Here is a 25,431-nt window from a genome sequence, read left to right as displayed (position 1 = left end):
GTAGCGTAGCCGGTGTGCAAGATACCGAACTCGTCGGCGTGCAGCGGACCGCCAGTCCCGTCCTCAGGGCCAAGGCGCTGGACAACCGGCTGCCGGACCCGATCCTCGCCGACACCTATGCCGAACAGACGATGCGCCGCCTCGACCCGGACTACGACAAACGCAGATTCGGCACCAGCCAGCTCGGCCTGGCCGCCGTGGTGCGCGCCAAGGCCCACGACGATTGGGCCCGAAGCTATCTCGCCGAGCACCCCGGCGCGGTGGTGCTGCACCTCGGTTGCGGTCTCGACGCCCGGGTGTACCGGCTCGACCCGCCGGCCACCGTCGACTGGTACGACCTGGACTACCCCGCGATGATCCAACTGCGGCAACAATTCCTGCCGCCGCGCGAGCACTACACCCTGATCGGCTCCAGCGTCACCGACCTGACCTGGCTGGACCGTATCCCCCGCGACAGGCCCGTGCTGATGATCGCCGAGGGACTGGTGCCCTACCTGACCGAGGCCGACCTGCGGCGGCTGCTGACCGGCATCATCGATGCCTTCCCGACCGGGCAAATGCAGTTCGACACGGTGCCGGTCTGGGCCTGGCGAACCTCGAAATGGGATCCGACCCTGCGCAAATACCACACCCAATTCCACTGCGGCTTCGATGATCCCGCCGCACTGGCCGATTGGCATCCGCGGCTCGAATTCATCGACGAGGCGCCGATGAACGACTCACCGATCCTGATGGCCAAGGCCCCCGCGAACGCCCGCCGCATCTTCCACCTGCTGAACCTGCTACCCGGTATGAAGCGGTCCTCCCGCATCGTGCGGTTCCGCTTCTGAAGCCAGATCCGGGTCATCACTGGCACTTGTCGCCGGTGTGCAAAGAGTCTTTGCAAAGAACCTTTGCATGATCTAACCTGGCTGGCGTGGCCGATCATCCCGCCCCCCGCACGATTACCGACGTCGCCGTGCTGCGGCTGCTCGCGCATCCACTGCGCCGTCGCATCGAGGAACAATTGCGCGGCGGGCCGGTCACCGCGACCACGCTCGCCCAAGCCCTCGGCGAAAGCAGTGGGCTCACCAGCTATCACCTGCGCCAACTCGCCAAACACGGCTTCATCGAAGAGGTTCCGGAGCTGGCCACCGGAAAGGAACGCTGGTGGCGCGCCGTGCCCGGCGACCGCCGCTGGCCGCCCTACACCGAGCAGACTCCCGAAATGCGGGAGGCCAGTGCGGAAATGAGCCGCAACAACCTCGCCGAACTCGTCGAACTCTATGAGCGATTCGAACGGCAAGCACCCGAGCTGGGGGCGTGGGCCGACGCATTTCTGTTCTCCCGCGCGACAATTCGCGTCGACCTGTCGCGATTGCGCGAATTCTTCGAGGAATACATCCGGCTCGTCCAGCGCTACGGCGCCGACGATGCCGCAGAGGAGCCGAAAACCGTGTTGCTGCGGCTGTTCAGCTTCCCCGAAGCCTGAATCGACCTGAAAGGCAACCGAATATGCGCTCCCTTTGTTCACTCCTGCTGGCATCGGTGCTGTTCACCGTTCTCCTCGCCCCGGCGGCCGCGGCCGACCCCGCGCCGGCGGCCCAGAGCACGGACGTCACGTTCACCGGTGGCGGCGGGACCACCCTGCACGGCACCGTGATCGCCTCGGCCGCAACACCTTCCGGCGCACCCGGCATTGTCCTGGTCGCCGGCGCGGGATCCGGGCCGCGCACGGACTATCTCGCCGAGGCCCGCGCCTTCGCGGCGGCCGGGATCACCGCATTCGTCTACGACAAACGAACCACGGGCTACTCACGCACCCACCGCGACTTCGCCCTGCTCGCCGACGACGCCCTCGCCGCGGTCGAAACCCTGCGCCACACACCGGGAGTGCGAGCCGATCAGGTCGGGCTGTGGGGACTCAGCGAGGGCGGGTGGGTCGTACCGGCGGCCGCCGCGCGATCCGCCGACGTCGCATTCCTGATAACCCTCGGAGCCCCCGGGCTCACGCCATTGCGCACGCAGACCTGGAACCTCGCCGAAATCCTTCGCCACCACGGCGATACCGGTCCGCTCGCCAAGGTCGTCGCGGGGCCCGCCGCCCGATTGCTCGGTGAGACCGGGGTGTTCCCCGAAGCCGCATTCGATCCGCTACCGGGATTGCGCGGCGTGCACGTCCCGGTGCTGGCGCTGTGGGGAGCCCGGGACGTACAGGTACCGCCCGCGGAAAGTGCTGCGGTGCTGCGGGATTCGCCGACCGCATCCCCTTCGGTGACCATCCGCTTCATCGCGGGCGGCGCGCACAACGGTCGCTCGACCACCGACGGCTTCGACCGGCCGGGCGCCGCGGCGGGTCCGGGCGCGCCGCGCGGGGCCTTCGCTCCCGGCTATCTCGACACGATGACCGGATGGGTGAACCAGGTCGCGAACGCCGCCGCACCGGCCTCGTCGGCGGAACCGGTTCCGGCGCAGGCGCTGTCGAGTATCGACCCGGGCCACGGTTGGTGGACCTCGGCGTGGGTCCAGTTGGTGGTGTTCGCCGCCGTGCTGGCCGGATTCCTCGCATCCCTGTTCATGAACCGCCGCCTCCGATCGGCTCGGCCGTCGGCGCTGTGCGGGCTGCTCTCCCTGGCCGCGACCGTGGTGTATGTGGAGTCGATCCTCGCCCAGTCCGCGCGGACCGTCGGCCCGGTGGTCGCGGGCCGGCCGCTCATCTGGCTGATCCTGCAGGGTCTCGCGATACTCACCGCCGCGCTGCTGGCCGTCACCGCGACCGCGGCGGTGCGCGACCGGGCCGCGGCATCACGCGCCGGGCTCGCCGTTCTGCTCGCAGCCGGGTCCGTCTGGCTGGCCTGGGCCATCACCTGGGGCCTGTTCGCCATTCGATGAAACGAGTCGACCATGTTGTGCGCCTTGGGTTCCGGCGCGTCGGTGAGCAAAGCCATCGATAGTGACGGGTTGCCGAGATCGCTGAACGGGAGAACGGTGGTAATTGCGCACGGGGGAGGGCGAGATCTCCGGACGAGAGCGGGTGTCGCGGACCCGCCGCTGCCCTGTTCGCGACGAAAGCGGAACCAGCGCAACACTGGAACACCCAGGGTGAGCATGTATGGCATCAGGCTGGCCGGAGCCGAACCGGCGGACATTCGGGGGATCGCCACCACACCGACCGGCACCGAGCGGTGTGGCACGTCGAGTCTGCCCGACCACTTATTGCCCGGCATCGTAGTTTTGAACGAGCGCTACTTCCCGGAGAACGAGTTGGCCGCCGCGCGGGTCGGCGCGACCTCGTTCGCCCGCTCGGTGCTGCGCTGCCTGCGGCGTGCCGAGCTGTTCGCCGGGATGATCCTGTACCGGCGCGACGAGACGTCCGACGAACCCGTGCTGGAGACGGTGCATCGGGCGGGCATCACCTGCATTGTGCTGAGGTTTCATTTCGGTATGAGTGAGCGCGTGGTGCGCGCCGCGATCGCCGAGGCCGCCGACCGGCTGCTCGCCAGCTACGGATGGGACGGCCACGGGGTGCTCTGCTACCAGACCGACGTGCTGCTCCGGTTCCATCCCGATGAGCTCATCGGCTGTGTCACCCATCACGGGCCGTTCGTGCACGACGTCGTCGGCACGTTCTCGGCGCAGGAGACCGGCCGCGCCTTCGGCGGGGCGACGAAGGCGCTGCATCTGCTCGAACAGCAGGAGCGCGGTCTGGCCAGGGTCCGGGAAAACGCGAATATGTATGTGCTGCAACACTCTTTCCTGCAGCGCTCGTATCTGATCGACCGGGGCGTCGACGCCCGGCGCATCTTCGCATTGCGGCCACCGATATCCGTTCCCGCCGCCCCGGCGCCCATGCGATCGGCCGAACTGGCCGCCTTTGTCGCCGATGCCGGGCTGCTGCTCTGCACCGCGGTGGCCCGGTTGGACCACTTCAAGAACGTCGAGCTGCTCATCGATGCCGGTATCCGCCTCTGCGCCAAAGGAATACCGATCCGGATGCTGGTGGCCGGCGGCGGGGACAACGAACAGTCCATGCGCGCGGAATTGGCGAACCGGGTGCCGCGGGAATACGCCGAGCATTTCATGGCGGTCCCCAAACTCGCCAAACCCGAACTTTATTCGCTGTTCCGGCAGGCAAGGCGCAACGGTATCTTCGTCTGTCCGTCCCGCTACGAGACCCTCGGTATAACCCCGCTGGAAGCCGCGCTGAGCGGTGTCTGCACATTGATCGCCGAATCCGAAAAGGTCGAGGCCGCAAGGTTTTTCCCATCGACATACCGCTTCGACCCCACCGTGGACGGCCTCGCGAAGGCGATCGAGCGGATATACCGGAACCCGCGCCCGGCCGAAGCGATCGGCGCGGAACTGCGGCGGGCCGTCGGCGCGGAGGTCTCCGAGGAGAACTTCCGGCGCGATCTGCTGCGGGCGTGGGGCCAATTCGCCCTCGACACTCGGGGATCCGATGAATGATCGACGAGATCCGATGCGCGTCAGCGTGTTCGCACCCCACCCCGATGACGAGACGATCGGGTGCGGCGGCAGCATCCTCAAGCACGCGCGATCCGGCAACGAGGTGGCGGTGCACTATCTCACCAGCGGTGATGCCGGAAATCTGCGGTACACGCGGGCCGATCTCGGCGCCCTCCGGGAGAAGGAGGCGATGGCCGCCACCCGGGCACTCGGCGTGGTCCGGGTCGATTTCCTGCGCCAACCCGACAGCCTGCTCACCGAAAACGCCGAATTGCTCGGTGCGATCGTGAATTCGATCCGGAACTGGCGTCCCCATCTCGTCTATCTCCCGCACGAGCACGACGATCATCACGACCACATCGCGGCCCACCGACTGGTGTTGAAGGCCGTCAATATCGCTGCGGGCCCGTGGCTTCCGGAATCGGCGGGGCAACCGTGGACGGTGCGGACCATCCTGGGCTACGAGGTGTGGTCGCCGATCTCGCGGCCCGGCTACCTGGAGGACACCACCGAATTCATCGACCGGCAGCTGTCGGTGATCGACAATTACGCCTCGCAACTCGACGACATCCCCTACGAGCAATTCATCCTCGGCCTCAACCGATACCGGGGCGCCAGGCTGGGGCGAGGCAGAACCGCGGAGGCGTTCCAGGTCCTACGCATGTCCGCGTCCGTCACGGGAAGCGACTGATGCGCCCTTCGTACGCCGCCATCCTCTTCGACGTCGACGGCACCCTGATCGATTCCCGCGCGGCGACCGAACGCACATGGCGGACCTGGGCGCAGTTCTACGACCTGGATCCCGCGCACGTTCTCCGGATCTGTCACGGCCGCCGCACCGAGGAGACCGTCGCCGCGCTGCTGCCGCCGGCCGAGCGCACCCGAGCGATGGAACGCCTTGACGCGCAAGAGATCCGCGACCTCGCCGATATCGTCCCCATGCCCGGCGCGCACCGCCTCCTCGGACAATTGCGCGACTCCCCATGGGCCCTCGTCACCTCATGCACCGCCCCACTCCTGCGCGCCCGAATGTCCGCCGCCCACATACCGCTCCCCGATGTGGTCATAACCGCCGACGACGTCCGCGACGGCAAACCGAACCCCGCAGGCTATCTACTGGCGGCCGGTGCGCTCGGCGTCCGCGCCGCCGACTGCCTGGTAATCGAGGACGCACCCGCAGGCATCGAAGCCGGCCTACGCGCCGGCGCCACCGTCCTCGCCATCCCCACCACCCACGACGCATCGACCCTCCACGCCGCCCACGTAATCGCCCCCTCGCTCGACTGGATCACGCTCACCCACGGCCCGGACGGAGTCGTCGTGGGACTACGCGAGCCGACCGAGCCCCGCACCATCAAGTAATCCCGCCGTCGGGCAATCGATTACGACCGCGAGCCGGCCGTGGTGCCGTCACGTCTCGCGAACTTCGTCCTCGATGCAGAGCCCGATCGGTTGAATCCGGCGGACGCTGGCAGGACGGATCCCGGCCGATACCTGACCGAACTAGCCCGTTCCTTGGAGTTTGCCGCATCGATCGCGGGCGCACTGGGCCGCACGAGCGAATCATCTTCCTGCGCAGAGGAAGCCAGGACGATCCGCCGAAGCTTGGAGCAGCTGGATCCACGCTGTGGCAGTTGACAATCCGATATCCGCCGATGTGGCTCGGTCCGCGCGGAGCGGATGAGGACTGTATCTGCTTGCAAGCCAAAGGGTTTGCCATGGGGAGTGGCGGTGCGCGACGCCGATGAACGCGAGCCGACTCGTCTCACACGCGGCTGTCCGCACCAAAACCGATGCTGCGCTTGTCGATTCGATTACCGTTCGAGGTCGCGGCCTTTACCGGCGTGGGCGTTCTCGCGCTTGGCGCATACCGGCGGCGTAGCCGTCGAGTAGCCGGTCGAGTCCATGCCGGAAGCCGCGTTCGGCTCGGTCGGCCGCATGGGGTTCGTTGGCGTCGAGCCAGGCCTTGGTGACCAGGGGGAAGCGTCCGCTGTCGATGATCGTCCGGGCGTACGCGTCATGAGCGGCCATCCAGGTATCGAGGTCTTGGCCGGACCGCAGCGTCGCCGCTCGCTCCGCCAATTCGCGAACCGCGTAGCCCTGCACGTACGCGTCCATCGACTCGACGATGACGATCATTTCGTCGATCGAGAGCCCCCACCCGTCGACCGCGCGTAACCCGCGCTCCTGCAATGCCAATCCGTGCGGTCCGACGGCCGGGCGGCCGGACAGTGACGCCATCCAGGGGTGGTCGAGGATCAGCGCTCGTTTCCACGATGCCAGCAGGGTGAGGTCGCGACGCCAGTGTTGGGTCGGCCGCGGTAGCGGCACCGATCCCAATACCTGGTCGACCATCAGGTCGAACAGGTCGTCCTTCGAGGTGACATAGCGGTAGAGGGAGGTCGTTCCGGTCCCCAACTCGGCGGCGACCCGTCGCATGGATACGGCGTCCAGGCCCTCGGTGTCGGCGACGCGCACGCACGAGGCCGCGAGCTCGTCCCGGCTGTGTGCCGGTTTCGGCCCGCGTGCCGCCCGCTCCGGTCGCATCCAAATGACATCCACTGCGAACAGTGTAGCCTGGTTTCATAACTGCGAACACTGTGCCCGGGAGGAACAGATGGATGTCATTGTTGTGGGAGCGGGTCCGGTCGGAATGCTCCTCGCCGCCGAACTGAAGCTGGCGGGTGCCGATCCGCTGGTGATCGAAAAACGTGACGGCCCTTCGGGTCTGCCGCGCGCCAGGGGTATCGGTCCGCTGGCGACCGAGGCGCTGGTGCGCCGCGGCCTCGGCGCCGAACTGGCCGAGCATGACGACAAAGGACGCGCGGACAAGCTTCGCGACCACGGCAGCGCGAAGGGGCACTTCGCCTCGATCTTCAAGATCGACCAGGACGCCCAGGAGGAACCCGACCGCCGCTTCACGCTGATCTGGCAGGCGGAGCTGGAGAAGATCCTACTTCGCTATGCACGCGGCCTCGGTGTCGAAATCCGTTACGGCACAGAGCTCACCGAACTGCACCAGGATGCCGACGGCGTCACCGCGAACGGGCTTCGCGCGGATTATCTCGTGGGCTGCGACGGCGGCCACAGCACGGTCCGCAAGCTCGCCGGCTTCGAATTCCCTGGCACACCACCGTTGATGACCGTACGGCGGGTCGCCGCCCAGGTCACCGGCGAGCTACCGCGACCAGGGCGACTCGACAACGGCACGCTCTACTACGGCGGCGGTGCGGTCGCCACCTTCGATTTCGACGATCACGACCGCTATGACGGCCCGGTCACGGCCGAAGAGATGCAAGCCAGCATCAAGCGGGTGACCGGCGCCGACGTCACCGTGATGAATGTGGGTGACGGGCTACGATTCACCGACCAAGCGCGTCAGGTCACCGATTACCGCCGCGGGCGCGTATTCCTGGCCGGCGACGCTGCGCATGTCCACTCGCCGAGTGGTGGTCAGGGCCTGAATCTCGGCCTGATGGATGCGGTGAACCTCGGCTGGAAACTCGCCAACGGCCGCGACGGCCTGCTCGACACATACCACCTCGAGCGCCACCCCGTCGGCGCCGCGGTCCTGCACAACACCCGCGCGCAATCCGCACTGCTGCGACCCGGCCCGCACACCGACGCGCTGCGCGACATCATCTCCGACCTCATGGACATTCCAGAGGTCGTGCGGTACTTCGGCCGAATGACATCCGGCCTCGATACCCGCCATGAACTGCCGTATCCCATGGACCACCCGCTGGCCGGAACATACTGTCCCGACCTACATCTCACCTACGCCGACGGCAGACGCGGCAGGCTCTCCGACCTGACCCGCACCGGCGGACTGGTACAGATCGGTCCGCCGGACATCGTCTCGACAGGCCGCGAGGATCTGGCCGCCGCGCTGATCCGCCCCGACGGCGTCGTCGCCTGGGCGGCGGCACCGGGCGACTCGTACGAGACGTTGGCCGTCGTACGCAGCACCTGGGAATGATTTTCGAAACCTGCTGAGCTGCTGGTGAATTCACGGCAATGCCAGTAGTGCGATGGCGGTGGCGGCGCCGAGGAGGCCGACGGTCCGGCGTCGGTTGACGCGCTCGCGCAGGAAGATCAACGCCAGCAGCACTGGGATGGCTGGATACAGGGCGGCCAGGACGGTGGCGACGGCCATCAATTGTTGATGTGTGGCAACCCAATACAGCATGATCGCGATGCTGCCGATCGCTCCGGCGCCGGCCGCAGCGCATCCCCAGCCCGTGGGCATTCGTTTACTGCTGACGGTGGCCAGGACCAAGCTCATGATCACCAGCACCGAAACCACGCGGCTCACTACGACGGGCCAGAGCCCGGCGGACAACGGAATTCGTGTCATGCCGAGGAATTGCACGGCGAATCCCACGCCAGCGATCAGTGCGTCGCGTACCGCCGATGGTCCGGTTACGCGTCCGGCCGTGGCCGGTCCAGCGGAGATAAGCCAAATCGCAGGCAGCGCAACGACAATTCCGAGCAGTCCGGTCCAGCCCGGGTGCTCGCCGAGTACGGTCAGCCCGATCACGACGGGGATCGCGACAGCGCCGACATCGCTGATCGGCACCACCACGCTGAACGCGCCCGAACTCATCGCACGATAGAGGAACGCCACTCCGACCCCCGTTCCGGTGCCGGACAGCGCTCCCCAGCCGACGGCGGATATCGTCGCCGGGCCGTGCTGCCACAGCAGGGCGGCGATGATGGCGATCGCGGTGCCGCCCAACTGGGCATACAGCGACACCACCATCCCCGGCGCGCGGCGCGCCGCCAGCCCGCTGACGAAGTGGGTGATGCCGAAGCACCCGGCCGCCGACAGCGCCATCAGCTCACCCACGACTGCCAGCCGGGTCAGCCCGCCCGGACAGAGCTGGTTGTCGGCGACGCGGCACATACAGTCGGCACAAGCGCGGCATGCTGGGCTGCTGGCGGTAAGCGGTCGCCAGCGATTCGTCCGCGGCATGCCACCCCGGCCGAATCGGTGGCGGTGCGGCTGTCGCTCGATGGAACGGCGGCAACGCGCCGAGTGTTGCTGTCTCGCACGGAAATGCTGGACGTCTGCGGGACCGACCGCGACCATGCCGAACGGCAGATGCTCGCCGGGCTGGTGGAATCGGTTGTCTCGGAAACGGATCCGCTCGTGCGAGTGCGGCGGTCGCCAGCAGTCCGGCGACCGCCGCACCGGACAACCGGATGTGGCTCCGTTGTCCGCTATGAATCTGCCTGTAGCGCATATTCATTCCCTTCTGTCGGATGCGAGAGCTGCCGTGCAACCGTCGGCGAATCACGATCGCCGAACGGCCGTAAAGTTTCGATGGAGGTATGCCCACCGGCTTCGGGTTCGAAGCCTTGGCGCCATAGTGGTAACCGAAACCGCCGCGAATGTGCGCGATGTGAACTTCGACCCGCTGGTCCTTCCGAACGGGCTGGCCGCCTCCGATGATCCGGTGCTGCAGGCCCGTTCGGCCGCGTACGCCGAGTCCTATCGCCGCCGTGCGGGCGAGACGGCCGCTCGGCGGCCGCTGCGGGCGGAGGAGCTGGCATGAGCGAGTCTCTGGACGAATCCACCTCCGCCAGCGCGCCAGCCGCCGACACACTGCCGGGTTATGCTGTGCCCCAATCAGTTTCATCCGAACAGCCCTCCTACAATCGGCTGGCGCGGGTGCTGCACTGGCTGATGGCCGTGTTGATCGTCGCCATGCTGTTCCTCGGTGCCGCGTTGATTCGGAACTATCGGGAATTACGGTGTGCTGCTGAGCATCCACCGCACCGTGGGCCTCGCGATCCTGGCTCTGGCGGTAGTGCGCGTGGCCAATCGACTGTTGCGCCGAGGTCCCGGCCGGGGTGCGGGCCTGCTGCGCGGCGAGCGAGTGGCTGCGGTGGCTTCGGAATTGACGCTGTACGTGCTGTTCATCCTGCAACCGCTGCTCGGCTGAGCGCTGGTGTCGGCATCGGGCATGCCGGTCCGCATTACGGGCGGTCTGCGGCTACCTGCCCTCGCGCCCGAAAACGCGCCTCTATGCGGGATTGCACCTCGCGCACACCTGGCTGGCCTACCTGTTGCTGGTGCTGTTCACCGCCCACATGCGCGCGGTGCTCTGGCACACCGTCGCCCTGCGCGACGGACTACTGCGCCGAATGCTGGTGCCCCACAAGCCCGTATCTTCCGAGCAGGTCACGGCATGCTAGGTCGCTGTGGGCAACCGGCGGCCGAATCGGTGGGAGCGGAGTCGGACCGATTCCGAACGCTCGTCCTGCACGAACCTGTGCGTCAAGCGCAGCGGCAGTCGGCTGCTGAACTGGACCGACACCGCGATCGCTGCATCGATCAGTGTGTGCGCCTAGCAAGGCGCACACACTGCACATCGAAGCATCCGGCCAGCTGATTCGCGCCTACTGTGTACTCGAATAGATTCTATCGAGTTGGAATTCATCCTGCATTCTTTATTGCTTCATCAATTTGAGCTTCGTCGGAAGCCAGTCGAATATCACTCGAGCGAGATATAGTGGTGCGAAAAATATCACTGTTGCTCAGATGGTTCCCGGGTCTCGCACGGGAGAGGTGTTCCAGGATGGCATCCAATGACATTTCAACCTCTACCGAAAGTTTATTCAGAGTATGAGCTATCGAATTGTTATCGATGTTGCGCGCATCGGACAGTATCTCATCTATGACCATTGCGGCAAGCATTTGGTTACGTGTCAGTTCTATCCGCGGAAGCCAACTCACTCCCCATACTTCGCCTCGGGTACCACCTCCCATGCGTACAGAAAATTCGGGCGATATGCTGCCGGATACCTTCAGCATCGATATCCGCAATCCGTAAAAGTATCTCGCAACAGTCGTATCCCAATACTTGAAGGTCTTCTCTACTGCTCGAGGGGCTACTTCGGTAGCTAACTCGACGGGGTGGTCCTTGGTTTCGTGGACTCGAGGAATATCGGCTATTGCCAGCGCCGTCCGCAGTTTCTGCCACTCCCGCTCGATGTCGTAGATGGGCATACCTCGATCTACCAAGGGGCGGTTATCGGATACTTGCGCCGTCTTGTATATAGTTACTGGTTCACTCTGACTCTGGGCTGGTTGAGCACTCATGCTGTCACCCCACCTCGGCTGCCTGTGCCGGTAATCCCCGTTTCGATTCGGCGTGCATCACGATTTTGGATTTCTCGGATCTTCTTGCGAGCTCGGCTTCTGTGTGAGCGAACTGTCGAGATCGTGCAACCTATGATTTCGGCAATCTCGGCATCGGGTATCTCCAAATCCCATGACATAAGCGCAACTTCGTATTCGTTTTCGGTCAAGCATTTTTCTATGGCATGTCGAAAGTACTCGAGATCATGCCTGTCGATTATCAGGTCGAGCGGATCTCTGTGCATCTCGCCATGTGAGGTTATGGACTGTTGGGACTCTATGAATTCGGCAACCGGATTGGCTTTCTCTTTCTTCCTGCCTATCGAGTCGACCACTCTGCGAGTGGCGATCTTCATTATCATCGGAGCGGCATCTTCCACCGTCAGGTTCGAAAAGTCTCGGTCGAACTGTGACCAAACGGCTTTGAAGACTTCCTGGACAATATCGCTCGCTTGATACGCGTCGCCGTCGAGTCGTTTGTAGGCGTATCTGAAAACTGATGTCGAATGGCGTCGAAACATTGCTTCGAATTTTTGCGCGTAATCGGTCCGAGCTTTTGGGTCTGTCATCTCTGCGGAATCTCCCGGAGCGGGATTGCCATGTTCGACGGAAGCGAGTAACCGTTGCGCTCAACGCTGACAATGTAGGTTTTTGTATAACCGCCGAATCGGCAATGTCCATGGACTACGGTGGTGCCGATCGGAGCTTCGCGCAGGATCATCTGAGTCATGAAATAGTGCTGCCAGTCCCGGATTTGGCCGACTAGGTGCCACAGGATCATTGAGAGTGCAGGAACAAGCGTAGAACACCACGCAATCTGGCCTGTGGCGATACGCCATCCCTCGAATGTCCATGTAGGTTCCATGCCGAGTAATCGTGAAGGAACGCGAGCTTATTGAGCAGACCGGCGTGTCAGCAATCGACACGCCGGGGCCCGAGCGACCCACTGCCTTAGTTACCGCCCAGTTCAAAACGGTTGGGAGCCAAGAGCGGCCAGATCGCGACCTGAGCGCTGTGGGACGCGACGTAGCAGGATGAGGGGTCGTCGAGCGCGGGTAAGCAGTGCTGGTGTTCACGTTATGTGGCCCTGCGGCAGCTCGGCTCTGTCGATTTTGCGTGTTTTTGTGCGGGGGATCGAGGGCAGAACGGTGACGGTACGCGGGCGCTGGTAGCGCGAGAGCCGATCGGTCAGCAGTTCAGTGAGGCCGTCGACCGCGAGCGTGTCGGCGGTGAGCACGATGTAGGCCGTCAGCGCCATTGTTCCGGATTCTTCTGGATATCCCACGACGGCCGCTTCGGTGACAACCGGATGGCTCAGCACACGAGACTCCGACAAGAACCGAATGTCGTTCTGGTGCAGCCATTTTCGAGCTGTATGAATCAGCGCCGCATCGCCGCTGACGGACTCGCCTCCGGCCCCGAGTCGTAGCAGCGCGGGGACGCGGAATCCGTTGCTGTTCAACCGATTTACTCAGGCGATGATCGGTGCCAGTCTGGGCTCGGCGAGCCGTAGGTAGTCCGCGGTGGCGACGGCGACCGAGCGGTCGAGGCGGGCGGCGTTGAAATACAGCTCGGGCGCGTCGAGCAGGGTCGGGTCGGCGATGACCTCGAGATCGGGATGGTAGCTGACCGGCAGCACGGTGCCGCTGACGCTACCGGCCAGCGTCTCTGCCTTCTCTTTGCTCGCGAACGCGACATAAGTGCCGTCGAGCAGTGTTTTGATCGCGTTCAGGTCGAGTCGCGCGTCACCCGGGACCACCGCCAGCACATGCCGGGTCACCTTCTTGCCGACCTTCACCATGACGATCAGGCATTTGGCCGCATGCGAAATATCGTGTCCGCGTAGGGCGCTCACCAGTTCGGTACGGCCCTCGGGCGCGTGATCGATGATCCGGTACTCCGCACCGCACGCCTCCAGATCGGCGATCAGCCGCCCGTACACACCACTATCCACCGCTCGATACCCCTTGCGCCTCGGCCAGTTTCAGCACGAAGGCATTATGGCAAAAAGCTAATTGCCTTGTCCATGCGGATCGGGAACCGTCGCAGTGGCGGACTGGAGCGATGGGTGATGACCTTCGGCGCGCCGAGTACCTAATCTGAGCCGATCACATCCCTTGGCGCACAGACGAAGGTCTCGTTGTCCTTCTCGTCGGCGGCCAGGTTCTTGGTCCAGTCGGAGCAGACGGTGGGATTGCCCCGAGTGCGGACCGTGATGGTCGCTGGGTGATTACAGCGGTTGTGGTAGTAGACGGTGACGGTCGCGTTGTCGTCCTGCTCGTCGAAAGACCAAGAGATACACCCCGAAACGCCTCGATCGGCGGAGGCGGTACCGGTGGCGATTCCGAGCCCGGCGGCTGCCATAGCAAATACCGTGGCAATCTTTACGATTCGCATAACATCCTTCGAATTGTTTTCGGGCATGAGCGCCCTCGGACCGCGCAGGACGGGTTGTGCCCCCGACGTTCGCACTTCTCGGGGCGAACGTCCGCCGTACCCGCACGATCACCGATGGTAGGAGTGGGCGGTGGGCCCGAATTGCCGGTGTGCGCACAGATGTTGTCGCGGCGCGCAGCATCGATGGCGGATATTCACCAGCGATCATCCGGCGCAGCGACTTTCGGGCCATGCCGATGGCATCACGCGCGAGGATCCGACGATGGTGTGCCGTGGCGAATATCGCGGGGAGTGACGCCGAAACGGTGGCGGAAGGCGGTGCTGAAACTACTCGCGGAACCGAAACCCAGGTCCAGACCGACGGTGGCGATGCTCTGGTGGCGATACGCGGGACTTTGCAAACGGGCGCGGGCGAGCCGCAGACGTTCTTCCTTGATGAGTTCGCGAGGTGTGGTGCCGCCGCGTTGGAGGGCGAGCTGAACCTGGCGCAGCGACCAGCCGAGGGCGCGGGCAACGTTGGCGCCGACCAGTTCGGGATCGTGGGCATGTTGCCGAATGTATTGGCGGACCGTTGATTCCACGGCATCGAGGTGATGCGGTTCGGTGGGCTGGTCACCGAGGATCTGCATGCACAGCAGGTCGACCAGTCGTTCGGCGACGGCGTCGAACTGGTGGTGGGTGAGGACGTCTCGTTCGGCGACCAAACCGGTGGCGAGATCCGCGACCACCCGTCCGATACCCGATCCGAAATTCAGCAGCTGCGCCGGTTGCCTGCGGTCGAGGCGATGATCGATCTCGCTCCGGGGAATGGTCATGGTAAGTCCCTCGGTGCCATCGACCTGGCTGAAGGCGAACGGTTGATCGACGGTCACCAGACAGCCGATGCCCGGTGCCAGGGTGGCGGGCCGATCGGGCTGCCAGATCGCGACGCGCCCGGTAGTGGGCAGCATGAGGCGGTAGTCCTCGTCGGAATCGGCGCGCACGAGTCCGGGAGTGCGGTAATAGGTGACCGCATCGGCTCGCCAGCCGATGATCTGATAATTGGTGGTACGCCGAAGTACGGTGTGCCCGTGAAAGTCTCGTCGGCGCGGGAATGCGTGACCGATGCGACGGCCGTGGTGCGATTGAATCAGCGCGGCCCAATAGTCCATGCGCTCATGCGGAGCGACGGTCCGCGTCGTCGCGGACTCGACGAGATCGACTCCGTCGTTCATCGGCTTCCTCCTCGGTAGTGATCAGCTGAGGGGCTCGAGCGCCACGCAGGATAGTTGGCCGACGTTGCGTGCGGCCACAACTTTTCCGCGGTCCCGTCGGTTACGGACCTGAGGCAATCGACCACTGCACATACCGGTTCCGGCACCGAACCAACTCTGAATCGGGCCGCGCGGATCGGGGTCAGGAGGTACCGGAATCGCGGAATTCAGCCGCGAGCGGCGCCGTCGGGCTGGAGATATCGACGACCACCCCGTTGGGGTCGGTCACCAGCATTCGGCGTTGACCGTAGAACAGGTCGGTCGGCTCCTCGATGATCGGCACACCGAGTTCTTTGGCGCGGGCGAATACCGGTTCCACATCGTCGACGACGACGGTGAGGTACGAACCGGATGCCGTGCCGCGGGCCTGCTCCGGTACCAGTTCGTGGTCGCGTTGCATGATGCCGATGGTCGCGTCGGAGTCTTTCGCATTCAGTTGGACGAACCAGTCGCTGTCGAAGCCGACCTCGAAACCCAATAGGTCGACGTAGAAGTCACGCGTCGTCGGAAGCCGGTCGCTACAGATACTCACGAAAGTCCGCGAGATCGTCATAGCGCCAGATTAGCAACCTGTGTCGAAATTCCGGCGGTGTCAACGAAATTGGCACCGCCTATCGGCCCGAGCCCGGCGCGGTCTGGTGGAACCATCACCCACCAGTGCTAGACGGTGTGCGAAGGAGCGACGCAGCGGCGCCGCTGTCGCGAAGACGAATACTGCGAAAGCGGTGAGTTGGATCAGGCCGCCCTTGTTGCCGACAAGCCAACCGAGGTCGTTGTGATAGTGCTGCCAGTCGCTGATCCAGTTGCCGAGCAAATCCACTGCGACCACCCCGGCGGCAAGGATCGGTGCTATCGGCCGTCGCAGCACGATCAGAACGACGACCACCGGGTCGAGGACGACGAGGGTGTAGAAGTACTCCCGAAACGGGTGTGGCGCATAGGAATACGCATCGAGCCCGGAGGTGAGGAGATCGTGAAGATGGTTCCAAGCGCCCACTGCGGCGAAGTCGATCGCGTACACCCACGCCAAAGCCGCCGTCGCAACCGAACCGACACGACCTGCCGAACGAGGCGAGAATTGATCGGATATCGCACCGTCCGGCCAGTTGTCTGCCATACCAGCCAGTATGCGGCACTCACCGCAGTCAACCGGCTCACCGGCAGCTGACGTCGCACCGTCGCGCTGAAATTCCGCGGGAACGTTCGTGCAGGCACCGGTCTGTGCAGGCGATCCCGATGCGAGATTTGCATCACGTGATGCGTAAAAGGTTGCGCCACAATGCTGTTCACACACTCGAATCGAGCAGGACAATAATAGCCTGCGATCAGCTGCTCGATGCCGAGATTGCCTGAGGGGCGGCGGTTTTCGGCTCCGAACAATAGGGGAGTATGCGCATGCGTTCGAGATTTGTATTGATCGTGCTGTCGGTGACATTGTGGTCGATCGCGTGGAGTCCGGCGGCGCACGCATCGGTGATCTGGACCGGCGATCCCGCCCAGGGCACCGGTGTGTTCGGAAACCTCAACTGTGATTCACCGGGCAGCATCACCGTCGGGCAGGATCCGGACCATGGCGCGGTCTGGCAGTATCAGAAACCGGCCGGCGACAATCGCTGTGAAAGCCACGGTATCTCGGTCGACGGGCAGAAATATCGTTTCCAGAACGACTCGACCTACTATTTCGGCTGGTGGAGCAAGCTGAGCAGCTTGGCCGACGACAATGCCAACTTCCAGTGGAAGTCGTACGGGGACGGCATGACTCAGAACTGGCCGTTCGTCATCAAGGTGAAGGACGGACGCATGGTGGTGTTACAGCGCCAGCCCGACAATCAGCAGCAGATCGTCTGGACCTCGAACCCGATCATGACCGACACTTGGTATCACTACGTGGTCGGCGTCCACACGTCCGATGACCTGACCGGCGGCTGGATCCAGTTGTGGTTCAACGGCCAGCCCCAGACCTTCAGCGACGGGACCACCCAATACAGCTGTCGCACATGGGATGTCAGCAACGATCCGAAGTGGGGCGTCTACGGCGCGGAGGATACCGATTTCACCAACACCGTTGCGGGCCTGAAACTCGGCACCAGCTACGACGACGTCTCGAACTAGCTGGGCGGTCACGCCTGGACGAGCGCGGGCCTGTTGGGGTTCGGCATCGTCGAGTCGGCCCGCTACCACCGCCTCGGCCAGCTCGAACAGAGCGGCGTGCACGCCGACCGGGTCGCGGGCCGCCATAGTCGTGTGGACCAGCGAGTTGCATTGCGCCGTAACCGAACCGGGCGACAGTCGGGTCGCTCGGGGGCCAGGTTCCGCCGGGAAGCGAAGAAGAGGTGTGTCTTTCACCGAAGGATGACCGGGCACCGTTCTCTAGGCGGACGACAAGTGATACCTGGGGCTCGACGAAAGTACGAATCGGGTCGGGACTCGTGGGCGATGTGGCGGCGGTGTCGATTGCCGAAGATCTGAAGGGCACGCATACCGATGGGAGGAACGTCTGTGAGTAGCAACGAGTTCGACGGTTACCGGAGCGCCGGGGCTGATGACATGATCATCAGCACGATGAACGACCTGCCCGGCTACGAGGTGGTGGAGGTACTGGGGGATGTCGTCGGCCTGACGGTCCGCAGCAGGCACCTGGGTTCGCAGATCGGCGCGGGCATCAAATCCATGTTCGGCGGCGAGCTCAAGGGCATGACGAAGATGTTGTACGACAGCAGGATCGAGGCCAGGGACCGGTTGATCGAGAACGCACGGGAGCAGGGCGCGCATGCCGTACTCGCAATGCGGTTCGACGCCAACGACTTCGGCGGCGACGGCCAGGAGATCTGCGCTTACGGCACCGCGGTCAGGATCCGGAAGCTGTAGTGTCGGTTGATCATTCGACGAGGTCCAGTGCGGCCCGCACGATGCTGTCGGTATCGATGCCGTGGTGGCGGTAGACGTCGTCGAGCGATCCGGACTGTCCGAACGCGCTGACCCCGAGAGCGGCTGCGGGCACGGAGTTGACCCCGGCGAGGAATGCGAGGGTGTGCGGGTGGCCGTCGAGAACGGTCACCATCGGCGCGGCCCGGTCGGCCGGGAAGATCTGGCCGAGGATCCACGACGGACCATCCGCCAGCCCGCGCCGCGCCTGCAACGCCCGGAACAGCAGGCCGGGGCTGGTGACGCACACGACGTCGGCGGCAATGTCCTGTTCGGCGAGCCTGTCTGCGGCGCAAAGGGTTTCGGTGATCATCGCACCCATGCCCACCAGGGTGACGGCCGGATTCGCCGGATGTCGCAGGACGTACCCGCCCGCGACCACCTGCCGACGGCGGCGCTCCCGTGCCGCGGCATCGCCCGGCACCGCGGCCAGCGTCTGGTCCACCGGCCGGGTCGACAGGCGCAGATAGGTGGAGCTGCCATCCGGTCGTCCCAAGCGGCGGATGCCGTCGAGCAAGGACCATTCGACATCGATCGCGAAGGCCGGTTCGTATCCAACGCATCCCGGCTGCTCCAGCCCGATTGATGGAGTCGTGATCGATTGGTGCGCACCGCCTTCCGCGGCGAGCGTCACCCCGGACGGGGTGCCGACCAGGATCGACCGGCCACCCGCGTAGATACCGTACGACCAGGGCTCCAACGCCCGCTGGATGAACGGGTCGTACATCACGCCGATCGGGAACAGCGGCTGACCCCAGCGGCTCCAGGTCGCGCCGAGCTCACCGATCAGCCCGACGAGATTCGTTTCGGCGATACCGAGCTCCATATGCTGACCGGCCGGTGTCTCCCGCCAGTGCATGATGGTCTCGGCGTCGTCGGCGAACCAGTCCCGCCGTTCGTTCGGCGACCACACGCCGACCTTGTTCAGCCAGCCCGCCAGATTCGTCGTCGAGCTGACGTCCGGACTCACAGTGACGACTCGCCGCGCGGCCTCCGGTGCCGCCCTGCGCAGATCGAGCAGCACCCGGCCGAGCGCGGCCTGGGTCGACGAGGTGCCCGCGGGGGTGCGACCGATATCGGTGGGTACCGCCGGAGGTGCTGTGGGAGTGGGATTTTCGCGGCTGAGCCGTTGTGCCGTTGCCAGGCATCGAGCCGCGGCCGCGCTGTCGGGGGCGAACCGCGTCCACGGATTCGCCGGATCCACGCCGAGTTCGGCGGCCAATTGTTCGTACTGCCGCACCGTCAGCAGTGACGAATGATTTTGCGGGTGGCCCTGTGTCGGCAGTCCGTAGCCCTTGATGGTGTAGGCGATGATCACCGTGGGCCGGGTGTCATCGATCCGCGCATACGCCTCGCGCAGCGCGTCCAGATCGTGGCCGCCCAGGTTGCGGATGGCGCGCGTCAGGGTCGAGTCGTCGAGATCGTCGACGAGCGAACCGATTTCGGCGGCCTCGGATCCGTTGCCGGGCAGTCGCTTTCGGATCTCCTCGGCATCGCACCGCAGCAGCCGTTGATATTCCGGATTGGGCATATCGAGGATCCGGGTGCGCAGCGCCTGTCCACCGGGCCTGGTGAACAGCGATTCGAGCAGCGCGCCGAAGGTTACGGTGATCACCTGCCACCCGGCGGCGGTGAACATACCGGCGAGGCGGCCCGCGGCGATATTGGGCACGACCCGATCCAGCGACTGCCGATTGAGATCGACGATCCAGACGATTTCGCCGAGTTCGGCGACCGAGGGATCCAGGATCGCCTCCCACACCGCGCCCTCGTCGAGTTCGGCGTCGCCGACCAGCGAGTACTGCCGACCGGTCCCGGCTCGGCCGAATGCGGCCTCGACGTACCGGCGCGCGATGGCGCCCCAGATCGGCGCGGTCGCCCCGATGCCGACCGAACCGGTCGAATAGTCAACGGTATCAGGGTCTTTCACCCGACTGGGGTAACTCTGCAGACCGCCGAATTCGCGTAGCGTCGTCATCTGGGTGTCGTCGAGTTCGCCGAGCAAATAGTTGATCGCGTGCAGGACCGGGGAGGCGTGCGGTTTGACCGACACCCGGTCGCCCGGCTCCAACTGCTCGAACCACAGCGAGGTCATGATCGTCACCATCGATGCGCACGAGGCCTGGTGGCCGCCGACCTTCAAGCCCGACGGATTGGGCCGAATCCTGTTGGCGTGGTGGATCATCGATGTCGACAACCACAGCACGCGCCGCTCGATCTCCGCGAGCGCATCTGTGGCCTGCCGGGTGGACGGGGCTGCCAGCGTCCGGGCGGTCATCGCTGTGGTCCTTTCGTGTGCAGAACTCCTCCCGTAGCCGATCATCGACGCACAGTTTGGGCAATAGTGATCGTGAAAATTGAGCATTCTGCACGCCGTAGCGCGCAGGCGACGGGCTGGAGGTGGGCAGTATGCCTATGCCGTCAGAGTGCTCTGAGCACACTCCGGCACCGGATGACGTGCCCGCCGGACGGATATCTCGACCAGCACTGCCACCAGAATGTTGATACCGAGTGCCGGGATTCCCGCGTTCACATTCGCCAGACCGATTTTCCACAGCGTCACCCAGATGACGAACGCTTCCCCTGCGACGATGCCCGCGATGATCGCCGGTGCGCTGAGCCGCGGCCGTTCCCGCAGGCCGGCCACCAGACCCGGGGCGAATTGCACCAACCCGCTATAGGTGAGCAGCAGCAGGTTGGCCAGTGCGTTCGGCCGGGTCAGGTCCAGGACGAGTGCCAGCGCCAGAATCACCACGACCGCACCATGATTGGTGAAGAACTGCACCCGTGGGTTGCTCGTGCGAATCACGTTGCGGGCCACGTTCGACGACATGCCCAGGATCATGGCCGATGCCGGGACCATCGCCGCGGCGGCGCCCGCGACGGCGATGAGACCGACCAGCCAGCCCGGCAGCGCCAGCGACGTCAGGGTGAGCAGCGCACCGTTGGCCGATGATCCCTTCGGCAGCGCCAGGATCGCCACGAATCCGATCATTATGGGCAGGATCAGCGTGATCTGGTACAGCGGCAGCAGAATCCAGTTGCGGCGCAGGCTTTTCACGCTGTCCGCGGACAGCACCGCGGGCCAGGTGTGCGGGAAGGTGAACAGCGCGACGCCGATCGTGCTGGCGATCATGCTGGTGGTCCACCACACTCGATCGTTGGTTCCGCGATGCACTGTGAGCAGATCCGGGTGCAGGCGCGAAACCTCATGGAAGGCATGGCCGATCCCGCCGGTGAAGTGCAGCGGAATCGCCACCGCGAGCACGACGACGGCGATCAGCATCAGCGCGTCCTTCAGGTACGAAGTGTTCGCGGTGCCCCGGATCCCGGCCCACAGCACGAAGGCCGCGGTCAGCACGGTTCCGATGACCTCGCCCCAGGTCCCGGACCCGGTGTCGTGGGTGACCAGCTTGATGATCAGCCCCATACCGGCGATCTGGAGTTGCAGGTAGGGCAGCATGAAGACCACCGCGAACAGCGCGACGAGCGTGCCGAGAGCCTTACTGTCGTAGCGCTTTTCGTAGAAGTCGGCCTGGGTGATGTAGCCGTCCCGGCGGCCGAGCCGCCAGATCCGCGGCCCGATGAAGTACCAGACGACGCAGGCTATCGGGACATAGGGAATCGCGTAGGTGGCCGCGACGCCGCCGCTGAAGGCGAGTCCGGCCATGCCGAGGAAGGTGAAGGTGGTGAAGACCTCGCCGGCCTGGAGGAACCAGATCGTGACGGCGCCGAAACGCCGTCCGCCCAAAGACCATTCGGCCAGATCGAGGGTGGGTTTGCGGCGGCCGAGCAGACCGACCGCGGCGATTACCACCATGCCGAGCAGTGCCACTGCCAGTACGACGCTCATTCCGGATCCTCCTTCTCCAACACCCGGGTGCGCCCGAATTCGACGGCGGCCAGGGCCGGAACGATCATCAGAACCCAGAACGAGGTCCACACCAGCATCGCGGGCAAGCCCAGCCACAGCCGGTCGGAATTGACCATCGGCAGGAAGGGGGTGGCTACCAGTGCCGTCGTGGGGATCAGCGGTAGCAACAGCAACAGGTCACGACTGCTTCGCATGCGCGGCCTCCCGCTCCCGAATCGCCAACTCGGCCGGCGACATCGCGCTGGCGGGCAGCACAGCGTCGATGGTGGCATAGGGCGAATCCGCACACAGGGCCATGGTGCAGCCTCTCGTCGAGCAAAGCCCGGTGCTCGGCACCGAACTGGTGAACAGAGTTGTGATCCTCCCCGCTCAACAGCGGGTGCACAAGATCGAATTCACGCCGAGGTGTGGTTCAACGACCGGCCTTTGTCAATGGAGGTCCGCCGGGTCGGCGGTTCGCGTCGAGCGGGCGTATTCGAGAGGTGTTCGGCCGTAACGTTTTTTGAATGCGCGAATGAAATGGCTGCTGTCGGAGAATTGCCATTGTGCGGCGAGTTCGGAGATATTCGGTCGGCCGGACGGGATGGTGAGGGCGCGTCGGGCTTGTTCCAACCGGCGGTGGCGGATGTAGGTGGTCACCGACTCGCCCGTCGCGGTGAAGGCTCGTTGCAGGGTGCGGGTGGAGGTGTTGAGCTCACGCGCCAGCATCGCCGGGGACAGTTCGGGGTCGGCGAGGTGACGATCCGCCAGGGCCTTCGCCGCCTGCACGAGCGCGGGCGCGAATTGCGGCTCGGTATCGTCGAATCGGCCCGCTACCACCGCCTTTGCCAGCTCGATCAGCGCGCCGTGCGCGGCGTGCACACCGACCGGGCCGAGTGCCGCCACGGTCGTGTGGACCATGTTGGTGTGCGCCGTGAGCAGGCGCATCTCGGCCGAATCCGCCGACTCGGTGACGCTGCGGTTCCTGAGCCGCGGCTCGAGTATCGCGGAGGGCAGCGTGAGAATCTGCACCGAGGTGTCCGGGGCGGCGCCGAAGTGCAGCGGCGGTCCGTGCCGCAACAGGAACTGCCCGGCGGCGACGGTGTACTCGGCGCGATCGAGTGAGCCGCCCAAAATCCATGTCCCGCGCCGCACCACGTAGATCCGAGCTTGATCCGCATAGCCGAGCGGGGTACTGCCCGTCCGGATGACGGCCGCGCTGTCGAGGTCGGTGATCGCCACGTCGATCACCTTCGCCACCCGGGTCCTGACGCGGAAATCACCGGTCGTGGCCGCGCTGAAGGTCGGCAGCGGGAACTCGTCGCCGACCTGCGTTTGCCACCCGCGCCGGAACACATCGAAACCACGTGATCCCGCGCCGGGGACGGTGGAATCCAGCGAGAACCCGCCGCGGGTGTCGGCGACCCGTGCCGCGGTGTTGTTCCTCGCCAACCGATCCGACTCCATATTCGTTTCCAAATCCCTTCGCGCCCATGGTCTCCCGCGGCTCGGGCCGAGTCAAACAATCCGCTGCGGTCACTCTGGCGGAAATGTTCCATTCAGTTGGCGCACTCGTTCAAGAGCGCGGCCGGGTGGTTTTCCTACGGTGCTTTCATGGATTACGTACGTGCCTCGTCGTTTCCGGTCCAGTGCGACATTCGAGTGCGGCAGGGCGATCTCGGCCGGGACGATGCCGTGAGCACGATCGGGATGGCCCGCTGGCTGGAGGACGCGCGAATACGACTGGAACTGCCTCGCTTCGAACGGCTCGCCGGGTCCGGTGAATTCGGCCCCCACCAGATCATTTTCGTCAACCAACGTATCGAGCGGCTGGCCGGGGTCGACCGCACCGCCACCGATGTGCGGGTGCACACCGGGATCCGGCGCATCGGGCGCTCGTCGTTCACGTACGAACAGGCAGTGTCCGCCGGTGGAAGACGGGTCGGCGGCGGTGGGGCCACAGTGCTGCTTCTCGGTCCCGCAGGGCCGCTGGACCTTCCGCAGGAGTTGATCGCGGATCTCACCGACCTGGCCCTGCCGGATACGAGCCGGCCGACCCCGCCCCGTCCAGGCTCTGAGCGCGAACAACGCGACCATTACCCATTTTTCGTGCCGCTGTGCGCCCGCATCAGCGACGTCGATTCCAACCAGCACGTCAACTACCTCGCCCTGACCACCTGGTACGACGAAGCCGTCGCGGTATTCACGGTGGCGGCGCTCGGCCGGGACGGACTGGCGCAGGCCCTGTCGCCGCTGTCGTATCGAATCGACTACCTCGGCGAGGTCACCTATCCCGGCGATTACGAGATCGGCGTGCTCGGCCGGGCTTTCGGCGATGACCGCGTGGCTTATGAACTCGGGATCTTTCGCGGCCGCGCCTGCTTGGGGGTCGCCGACGCCACCGGAGCCCGAGGCGCGTTGTCCGCCGAGTCTTTTGGTCTCGGTGGTCCCCGTTGAGCGCGCGACACGAACCGATCGTTCTCGACACCAGCGGCGCCGACATCCACGCCGAATTGGCCCGGATCCGCCGGAACGGACCGATCACCCGGGTCATGCTGCCCGGCGGCGTGCCCGCGTGGTCGGTGACCGACACCGCCGTGCTGCGCCGCCTGCTGACCGACTCCCGCGTATCCAAGGACGCGGGCAGGCATTGGCCTGCGTTCCGGAAAGGGGAGATCCCCGGGGATCGGCCGCTGCGCTCGTGGGTCGCCGTCGACAATATGTTCACCGCCTATGGGCCCGAGCATCGACGACTGCGCAAGCTCGTCTCGCCGGCGTTCACCCACCGCCGGACAACGGCGATGCGCCCACGGATCGAAGCGATCACCGTCGCCGTGCTGGACGAGTTGTCGACGATCCGGCCCGGTGTCGCCGTCGATCTGCGGCAGTGCTTCGCCTACCCGGTACCGATCCGCGTGATCAGCGAATTGATAGGCGTCCCAGATCATTTGGCCTCCGCGCTGCACGCCTGCGTCGACAGGTTCTTCAACACCTCGAACATCCGCGAGGATCCGCCGGCCGACTATCTAGGGCCATCCGCCGTGCTTGTCGCGGGTCGCGCCGACCTTGGTGACGATGTGCAGCGGTTCCGGATAAGGGTGCAGTGCTTCGCGGATCAACTGATTGGTGATGTGCGGCCCGTAGGCGTCGGCGGTATCGATGTGGGTGATACCGACGTCGGCAACCGCACGCAGGACGGCGAGGGCGCCGTCGCGATCGGCAGGCGGACCCATGACTCCGGGGCCGGCGAGTTGCATTGCGCCGTAACCGAATCGGGTGACAGTCAGGTCGCCCAGGAGCCAGGTTCCACCGGGAAGCGAAGGAGCGGGTGTGTTCATACTTGCCTTTCGTCTCGGGCCGAGACCGGCCGCAAACCAGGAGACACCCTGCCGGAGCGGCACACTCAACTC

27 protein-coding genes and 1 pseudogene are annotated in these 25,431 nt (G+C 65.0%); 13 read left to right on the top strand and 15 right to left on the bottom strand.

Annotated elements, in window-relative coordinates; translation table 11 throughout:
• The first annotated feature begins 14 nt into the window (after positions 1 to 14).
• The 6 genes from LGY53_RS25660 (at position 15) to LGY53_RS25635 (ending at position 5,808) form a co-directional block, all read left to right on the top strand.
• Complete coding sequence (locus LGY53_RS25660; protein WP_225729271.1) at positions 15 to 830, top strand: class I SAM-dependent methyltransferase; 816 nt, start codon at positions 15 to 17, stop codon at positions 828 to 830.
• A gap of 86 nt (positions 831 to 916) precedes the next feature.
• Positions 917 to 1,471, top strand: a complete 555-nt coding sequence (locus LGY53_RS25655; protein ID WP_225729270.1) for a transcriptional regulator — start codon at positions 917 to 919, stop codon at positions 1,469 to 1,471.
• 56 nt (positions 1,472 to 1,527) lie between these two features.
• Positions 1,528 to 2,871, top strand: coding sequence for a S9 family peptidase (locus LGY53_RS25650; RefSeq protein ID WP_225729269.1), 1,344 nt, complete (start codon positions 1,528 to 1,530; stop codon positions 2,869 to 2,871).
• A gap of 216 nt (positions 2,872 to 3,087) precedes the next feature.
• On the top strand, positions 3,088 to 4,446 hold the full coding sequence (locus LGY53_RS25645; RefSeq protein WP_225729268.1) for a glycosyltransferase family 4 protein: 1,359 nt from the start codon (positions 3,088 to 3,090) through the stop codon (positions 4,444 to 4,446).
• Between the two features lie 13 nt (positions 4,447 to 4,459).
• Complete coding sequence (locus tag LGY53_RS25640) at positions 4,460 to 5,137, top strand: PIG-L deacetylase family protein (RefSeq protein ID WP_225729267.1); 678 nt, start codon at positions 4,460 to 4,462, stop codon at positions 5,135 to 5,137.
• Positions 5,137 to 5,808 carry an HAD-IA family hydrolase gene (locus tag LGY53_RS25635; RefSeq protein WP_225729266.1) on the top strand — a complete coding sequence of 224 codons (672 nt, stop codon included), beginning with the start codon at positions 5,137 to 5,139 and terminating at the stop codon, positions 5,806 to 5,808. The genes LGY53_RS25640 and LGY53_RS25635 overlap by 1 nt, the downstream gene beginning before the upstream one ends.
• A gap of 474 nt (positions 5,809 to 6,282) precedes the next feature.
• On the opposite strand, the gene LGY53_RS25630 is transcribed toward LGY53_RS25635, so the two are convergent.
• On the bottom strand, positions 6,283 to 7,008 hold the full coding sequence (locus tag LGY53_RS25630) for a TetR/AcrR family transcriptional regulator (protein ID WP_225729265.1): 726 nt from the start codon (positions 7,006 to 7,008) through the stop codon (positions 6,283 to 6,285).
• A 55-nt stretch (positions 7,009 to 7,063) separates the two neighbouring features.
• On the opposite strand from LGY53_RS25630, the gene LGY53_RS25625 reads away from it, so the two are divergent.
• Complete coding sequence (locus tag LGY53_RS25625) at positions 7,064 to 8,425, top strand: FAD-dependent monooxygenase (protein ID WP_225729264.1); 1,362 nt, start codon at positions 7,064 to 7,066, stop codon at positions 8,423 to 8,425.
• A gap of 30 nt (positions 8,426 to 8,455) precedes the next feature.
• Here the strand turns inward: LGY53_RS25625 and LGY53_RS25620 are convergent, their stop codons facing one another.
• Positions 8,456 to 9,295, bottom strand: coding sequence for an EamA family transporter (locus LGY53_RS25620; RefSeq protein ID WP_225729263.1), 840 nt, complete (start codon positions 9,293 to 9,295; stop codon positions 8,456 to 8,458).
• Positions 9,296 to 9,818: 523 nt separating this feature from the next.
• Between LGY53_RS25620 and LGY53_RS25615 the strand changes: the two genes are divergently transcribed.
• The 3 genes from LGY53_RS25615 (at position 9,819) to LGY53_RS44475 (ending at position 10,647) form a co-directional block, all read left to right on the top strand.
• Positions 9,819 to 10,004 (top strand): catalase, encoded by a 186-nt coding sequence (locus LGY53_RS25615; RefSeq protein WP_374111238.1) that lies wholly within the window; start codon positions 9,819 to 9,821, stop codon positions 10,002 to 10,004.
• Between the two features lie 201 nt (positions 10,005 to 10,205).
• A complete protein-coding gene (locus LGY53_RS44480) occupies positions 10,206 to 10,394 on the top strand; it encodes a hypothetical protein (RefSeq protein WP_374111237.1) in 189 nt (62 codons plus the stop codon).
• A 91-nt stretch (positions 10,395 to 10,485) separates the two neighbouring features.
• Positions 10,486 to 10,647, top strand: coding sequence for a hypothetical protein (locus tag LGY53_RS44475; RefSeq protein ID WP_374111236.1), 162 nt, complete (start codon positions 10,486 to 10,488; stop codon positions 10,645 to 10,647).
• Between the two features lie 241 nt (positions 10,648 to 10,888).
• On the opposite strand, the gene LGY53_RS25605 is transcribed toward LGY53_RS44475, so the two are convergent.
• From LGY53_RS25605 to LGY53_RS25570, 8 genes are all read right to left on the bottom strand, one after another.
• Positions 10,889 to 11,461 carry a hypothetical protein gene (locus LGY53_RS25605; RefSeq protein ID WP_225729262.1) on the bottom strand — a complete coding sequence of 191 codons (573 nt, stop codon included), beginning with the start codon at positions 11,459 to 11,461 and terminating at the stop codon, positions 10,889 to 10,891.
• Between the two features lie 89 nt (positions 11,462 to 11,550).
• Positions 11,551 to 12,162, bottom strand: coding sequence for an RNA polymerase sigma factor (locus tag LGY53_RS25600; protein ID WP_225729261.1), 612 nt, complete (start codon positions 12,160 to 12,162; stop codon positions 11,551 to 11,553).
• A 503-nt stretch (positions 12,163 to 12,665) separates the two neighbouring features.
• A complete protein-coding gene (locus tag LGY53_RS25595) occupies positions 12,666 to 13,055 on the bottom strand; it encodes a hypothetical protein (protein WP_225729260.1) in 390 nt (129 codons plus the stop codon).
• Between the two features lie 9 nt (positions 13,056 to 13,064).
• On the bottom strand, positions 13,065 to 13,547 hold the full coding sequence (locus LGY53_RS25590; protein ID WP_225729259.1) for a YbaK/EbsC family protein: 483 nt from the start codon (positions 13,545 to 13,547) through the stop codon (positions 13,065 to 13,067).
• 140 nt (positions 13,548 to 13,687) lie between these two features.
• Positions 13,688 to 13,957, bottom strand: coding sequence for a hypothetical protein (locus LGY53_RS25585; protein WP_225729258.1), 270 nt, complete (start codon positions 13,955 to 13,957; stop codon positions 13,688 to 13,690).
• A gap of 275 nt (positions 13,958 to 14,232) precedes the next feature.
• The gene (locus tag LGY53_RS25580) at positions 14,233 to 15,204 is read right to left on the bottom strand and encodes a helix-turn-helix domain-containing protein (RefSeq protein WP_225729257.1); all 972 of its coding nucleotides are present in this window, start codon (positions 15,202 to 15,204) and stop codon (positions 14,233 to 14,235) included.
• Between the two features lie 181 nt (positions 15,205 to 15,385).
• A complete protein-coding gene (locus LGY53_RS25575; protein ID WP_225729256.1) occupies positions 15,386 to 15,796 on the bottom strand; it encodes a VOC family protein in 411 nt (136 codons plus the stop codon).
• Between the two features lie 39 nt (positions 15,797 to 15,835).
• Positions 15,836 to 16,537 (bottom strand): hypothetical protein, encoded by a 702-nt coding sequence (locus tag LGY53_RS25570; protein ID WP_225729255.1) that lies wholly within the window; start codon positions 16,535 to 16,537, stop codon positions 15,836 to 15,838.
• Positions 16,538 to 16,656: 119 nt separating this feature from the next.
• On the opposite strand from LGY53_RS25570, the gene LGY53_RS25565 reads away from it, so the two are divergent.
• Both LGY53_RS25565 and LGY53_RS25560 read left to right on the top strand, forming a co-directional pair.
• On the top strand, positions 16,657 to 17,355 hold the full coding sequence (locus LGY53_RS25565; RefSeq protein ID WP_225729254.1) for a polysaccharide lyase: 699 nt from the start codon (positions 16,657 to 16,659) through the stop codon (positions 17,353 to 17,355).
• A 387-nt stretch (positions 17,356 to 17,742) separates the two neighbouring features.
• On the top strand, positions 17,743 to 18,111 hold the full coding sequence (locus tag LGY53_RS25560) for a YbjQ family protein (RefSeq protein WP_374111235.1): 369 nt from the start codon (positions 17,743 to 17,745) through the stop codon (positions 18,109 to 18,111).
• A gap of 10 nt (positions 18,112 to 18,121) precedes the next feature.
• Here the strand turns inward: LGY53_RS25560 and LGY53_RS25555 are convergent, their stop codons facing one another.
• From LGY53_RS25555 to LGY53_RS25540, 4 genes are all read right to left on the bottom strand, one after another.
• On the bottom strand, positions 18,122 to 20,446 hold the full coding sequence (locus tag LGY53_RS25555; protein WP_225729253.1) for a pyruvate dehydrogenase: 2,325 nt from the start codon (positions 20,444 to 20,446) through the stop codon (positions 18,122 to 18,124).
• A gap of 135 nt (positions 20,447 to 20,581) precedes the next feature.
• Positions 20,582 to 22,021 (bottom strand): sodium:solute symporter, encoded by a 1,440-nt coding sequence (locus LGY53_RS25550; RefSeq protein WP_225729252.1) that lies wholly within the window; start codon positions 22,019 to 22,021, stop codon positions 20,582 to 20,584.
• Entirely contained in the window at positions 22,018 to 22,236 is a 219-nt protein-coding gene (locus LGY53_RS25545) for a hypothetical protein (protein ID WP_225729251.1), read from the bottom strand. The genes LGY53_RS25550 and LGY53_RS25545 overlap by 4 nt, the downstream gene beginning before the upstream one ends.
• A gap of 235 nt (positions 22,237 to 22,471) precedes the next feature.
• Positions 22,472 to 23,488: a helix-turn-helix domain-containing protein gene (locus tag LGY53_RS25540; RefSeq protein WP_225729250.1), complete on the bottom strand. Its 1,017-nt coding sequence runs from the start codon at positions 23,486 to 23,488 to the stop codon at positions 22,472 to 22,474.
• Positions 23,489 to 23,635: 147 nt separating this feature from the next.
• Here LGY53_RS25540 and LGY53_RS25535 point away from each other — a divergent pair, with 147 nt between their 5' ends.
• Complete coding sequence (locus LGY53_RS25535) at positions 23,636 to 24,478, top strand: hypothetical protein (RefSeq protein WP_225729249.1); 843 nt, start codon at positions 23,636 to 23,638, stop codon at positions 24,476 to 24,478.
• Between the two features lie 572 nt (positions 24,479 to 25,050).
• Here LGY53_RS25535 and LGY53_RS25525 read toward each other — a convergent pair.
• Positions 25,051 to 25,359, bottom strand: a pseudogene (locus LGY53_RS25525) (aldo/keto reductase); the annotation flags it as partial.
• Positions 25,360 to 25,431 lie beyond the last annotated feature (72 nt).

It is taken from the genome of Nocardia sp. JCM 34519.1, from assembly GCF_020361265.1.
Taxonomy (GTDB): Bacteria; Actinomycetota; Actinomycetes; order Mycobacteriales; family Mycobacteriaceae; genus Nocardia; species Nocardia arthritidis_A.
The sequence above is the reverse complement of the archived record's forward strand: the minus strand, read 5'-3'. Positions and strand labels throughout refer to the sequence as shown.

Bases quoted from the DNA above. Each gene is read 5' to 3' on its own strand.
- LGY53_RS25645 (WP_225729268.1), top strand. From the start codon at position 3,088: ATGTATGGCATCAGGCTGGCCGGAGCCGAACCGGCGGACATTCGGGGG.
- LGY53_RS25640 (WP_225729267.1), top strand. From the start codon at position 4,460: ATGCGCGTCAGCGTGTTCGCACCCCACCCCGATGACGAGACGATCGGG.
- LGY53_RS25635 (WP_225729266.1), top strand. From the start codon at position 5,137: ATGCGCCCTTCGTACGCCGCCATCCTCTTCGACGTCGACGGCACCCTG.
- LGY53_RS25625 (WP_225729264.1), top strand. From the start codon at position 7,064: ATGGATGTCATTGTTGTGGGAGCGGGTCCGGTCGGAATGCTCCTCGCC.
- LGY53_RS25605 (WP_225729262.1), bottom strand. From the start codon at position 11,461: ATGCCCATCTACGACATCGAGCGGGAGTGGCAGAAACTGCGGACGGCG.
- LGY53_RS25600 (WP_225729261.1), bottom strand. From the start codon at position 12,162: ATGACAGACCCAAAAGCTCGGACCGATTACGCGCAAAAATTCGAAGCA.
- LGY53_RS25585 (WP_225729258.1), bottom strand. From the start codon at position 13,957: ATGGCAGCCGCCGGGCTCGGAATCGCCACCGGTACCGCCTCCGCCGAT.
- LGY53_RS25580 (WP_225729257.1), bottom strand. From the start codon at position 15,204: ATGAACGACGGAGTCGATCTCGTCGAGTCCGCGACGACGCGGACCGTC.
- LGY53_RS25575 (WP_225729256.1), bottom strand. From the start codon at position 15,796: ATGACGATCTCGCGGACTTTCGTGAGTATCTGTAGCGACCGGCTTCCG.
- LGY53_RS25555 (WP_225729253.1), bottom strand. From the start codon at position 20,446: ATGACCGCCCGGACGCTGGCAGCCCCGTCCACCCGGCAGGCCACAGAT.
- LGY53_RS25550 (WP_225729252.1), bottom strand. From the start codon at position 22,021: ATGAGCGTCGTACTGGCAGTGGCACTGCTCGGCATGGTGGTAATCGCC.
- LGY53_RS25545 (WP_225729251.1), bottom strand. From the start codon at position 22,236: ATGCGAAGCAGTCGTGACCTGTTGCTGTTGCTACCGCTGATCCCCACG.
- LGY53_RS25540 (WP_225729250.1), bottom strand. From the start codon at position 23,488: ATGGAGTCGGATCGGTTGGCGAGGAACAACACCGCGGCACGGGTCGCC.
- LGY53_RS25535 (WP_225729249.1), top strand. From the start codon at position 23,636: ATGGATTACGTACGTGCCTCGTCGTTTCCGGTCCAGTGCGACATTCGA.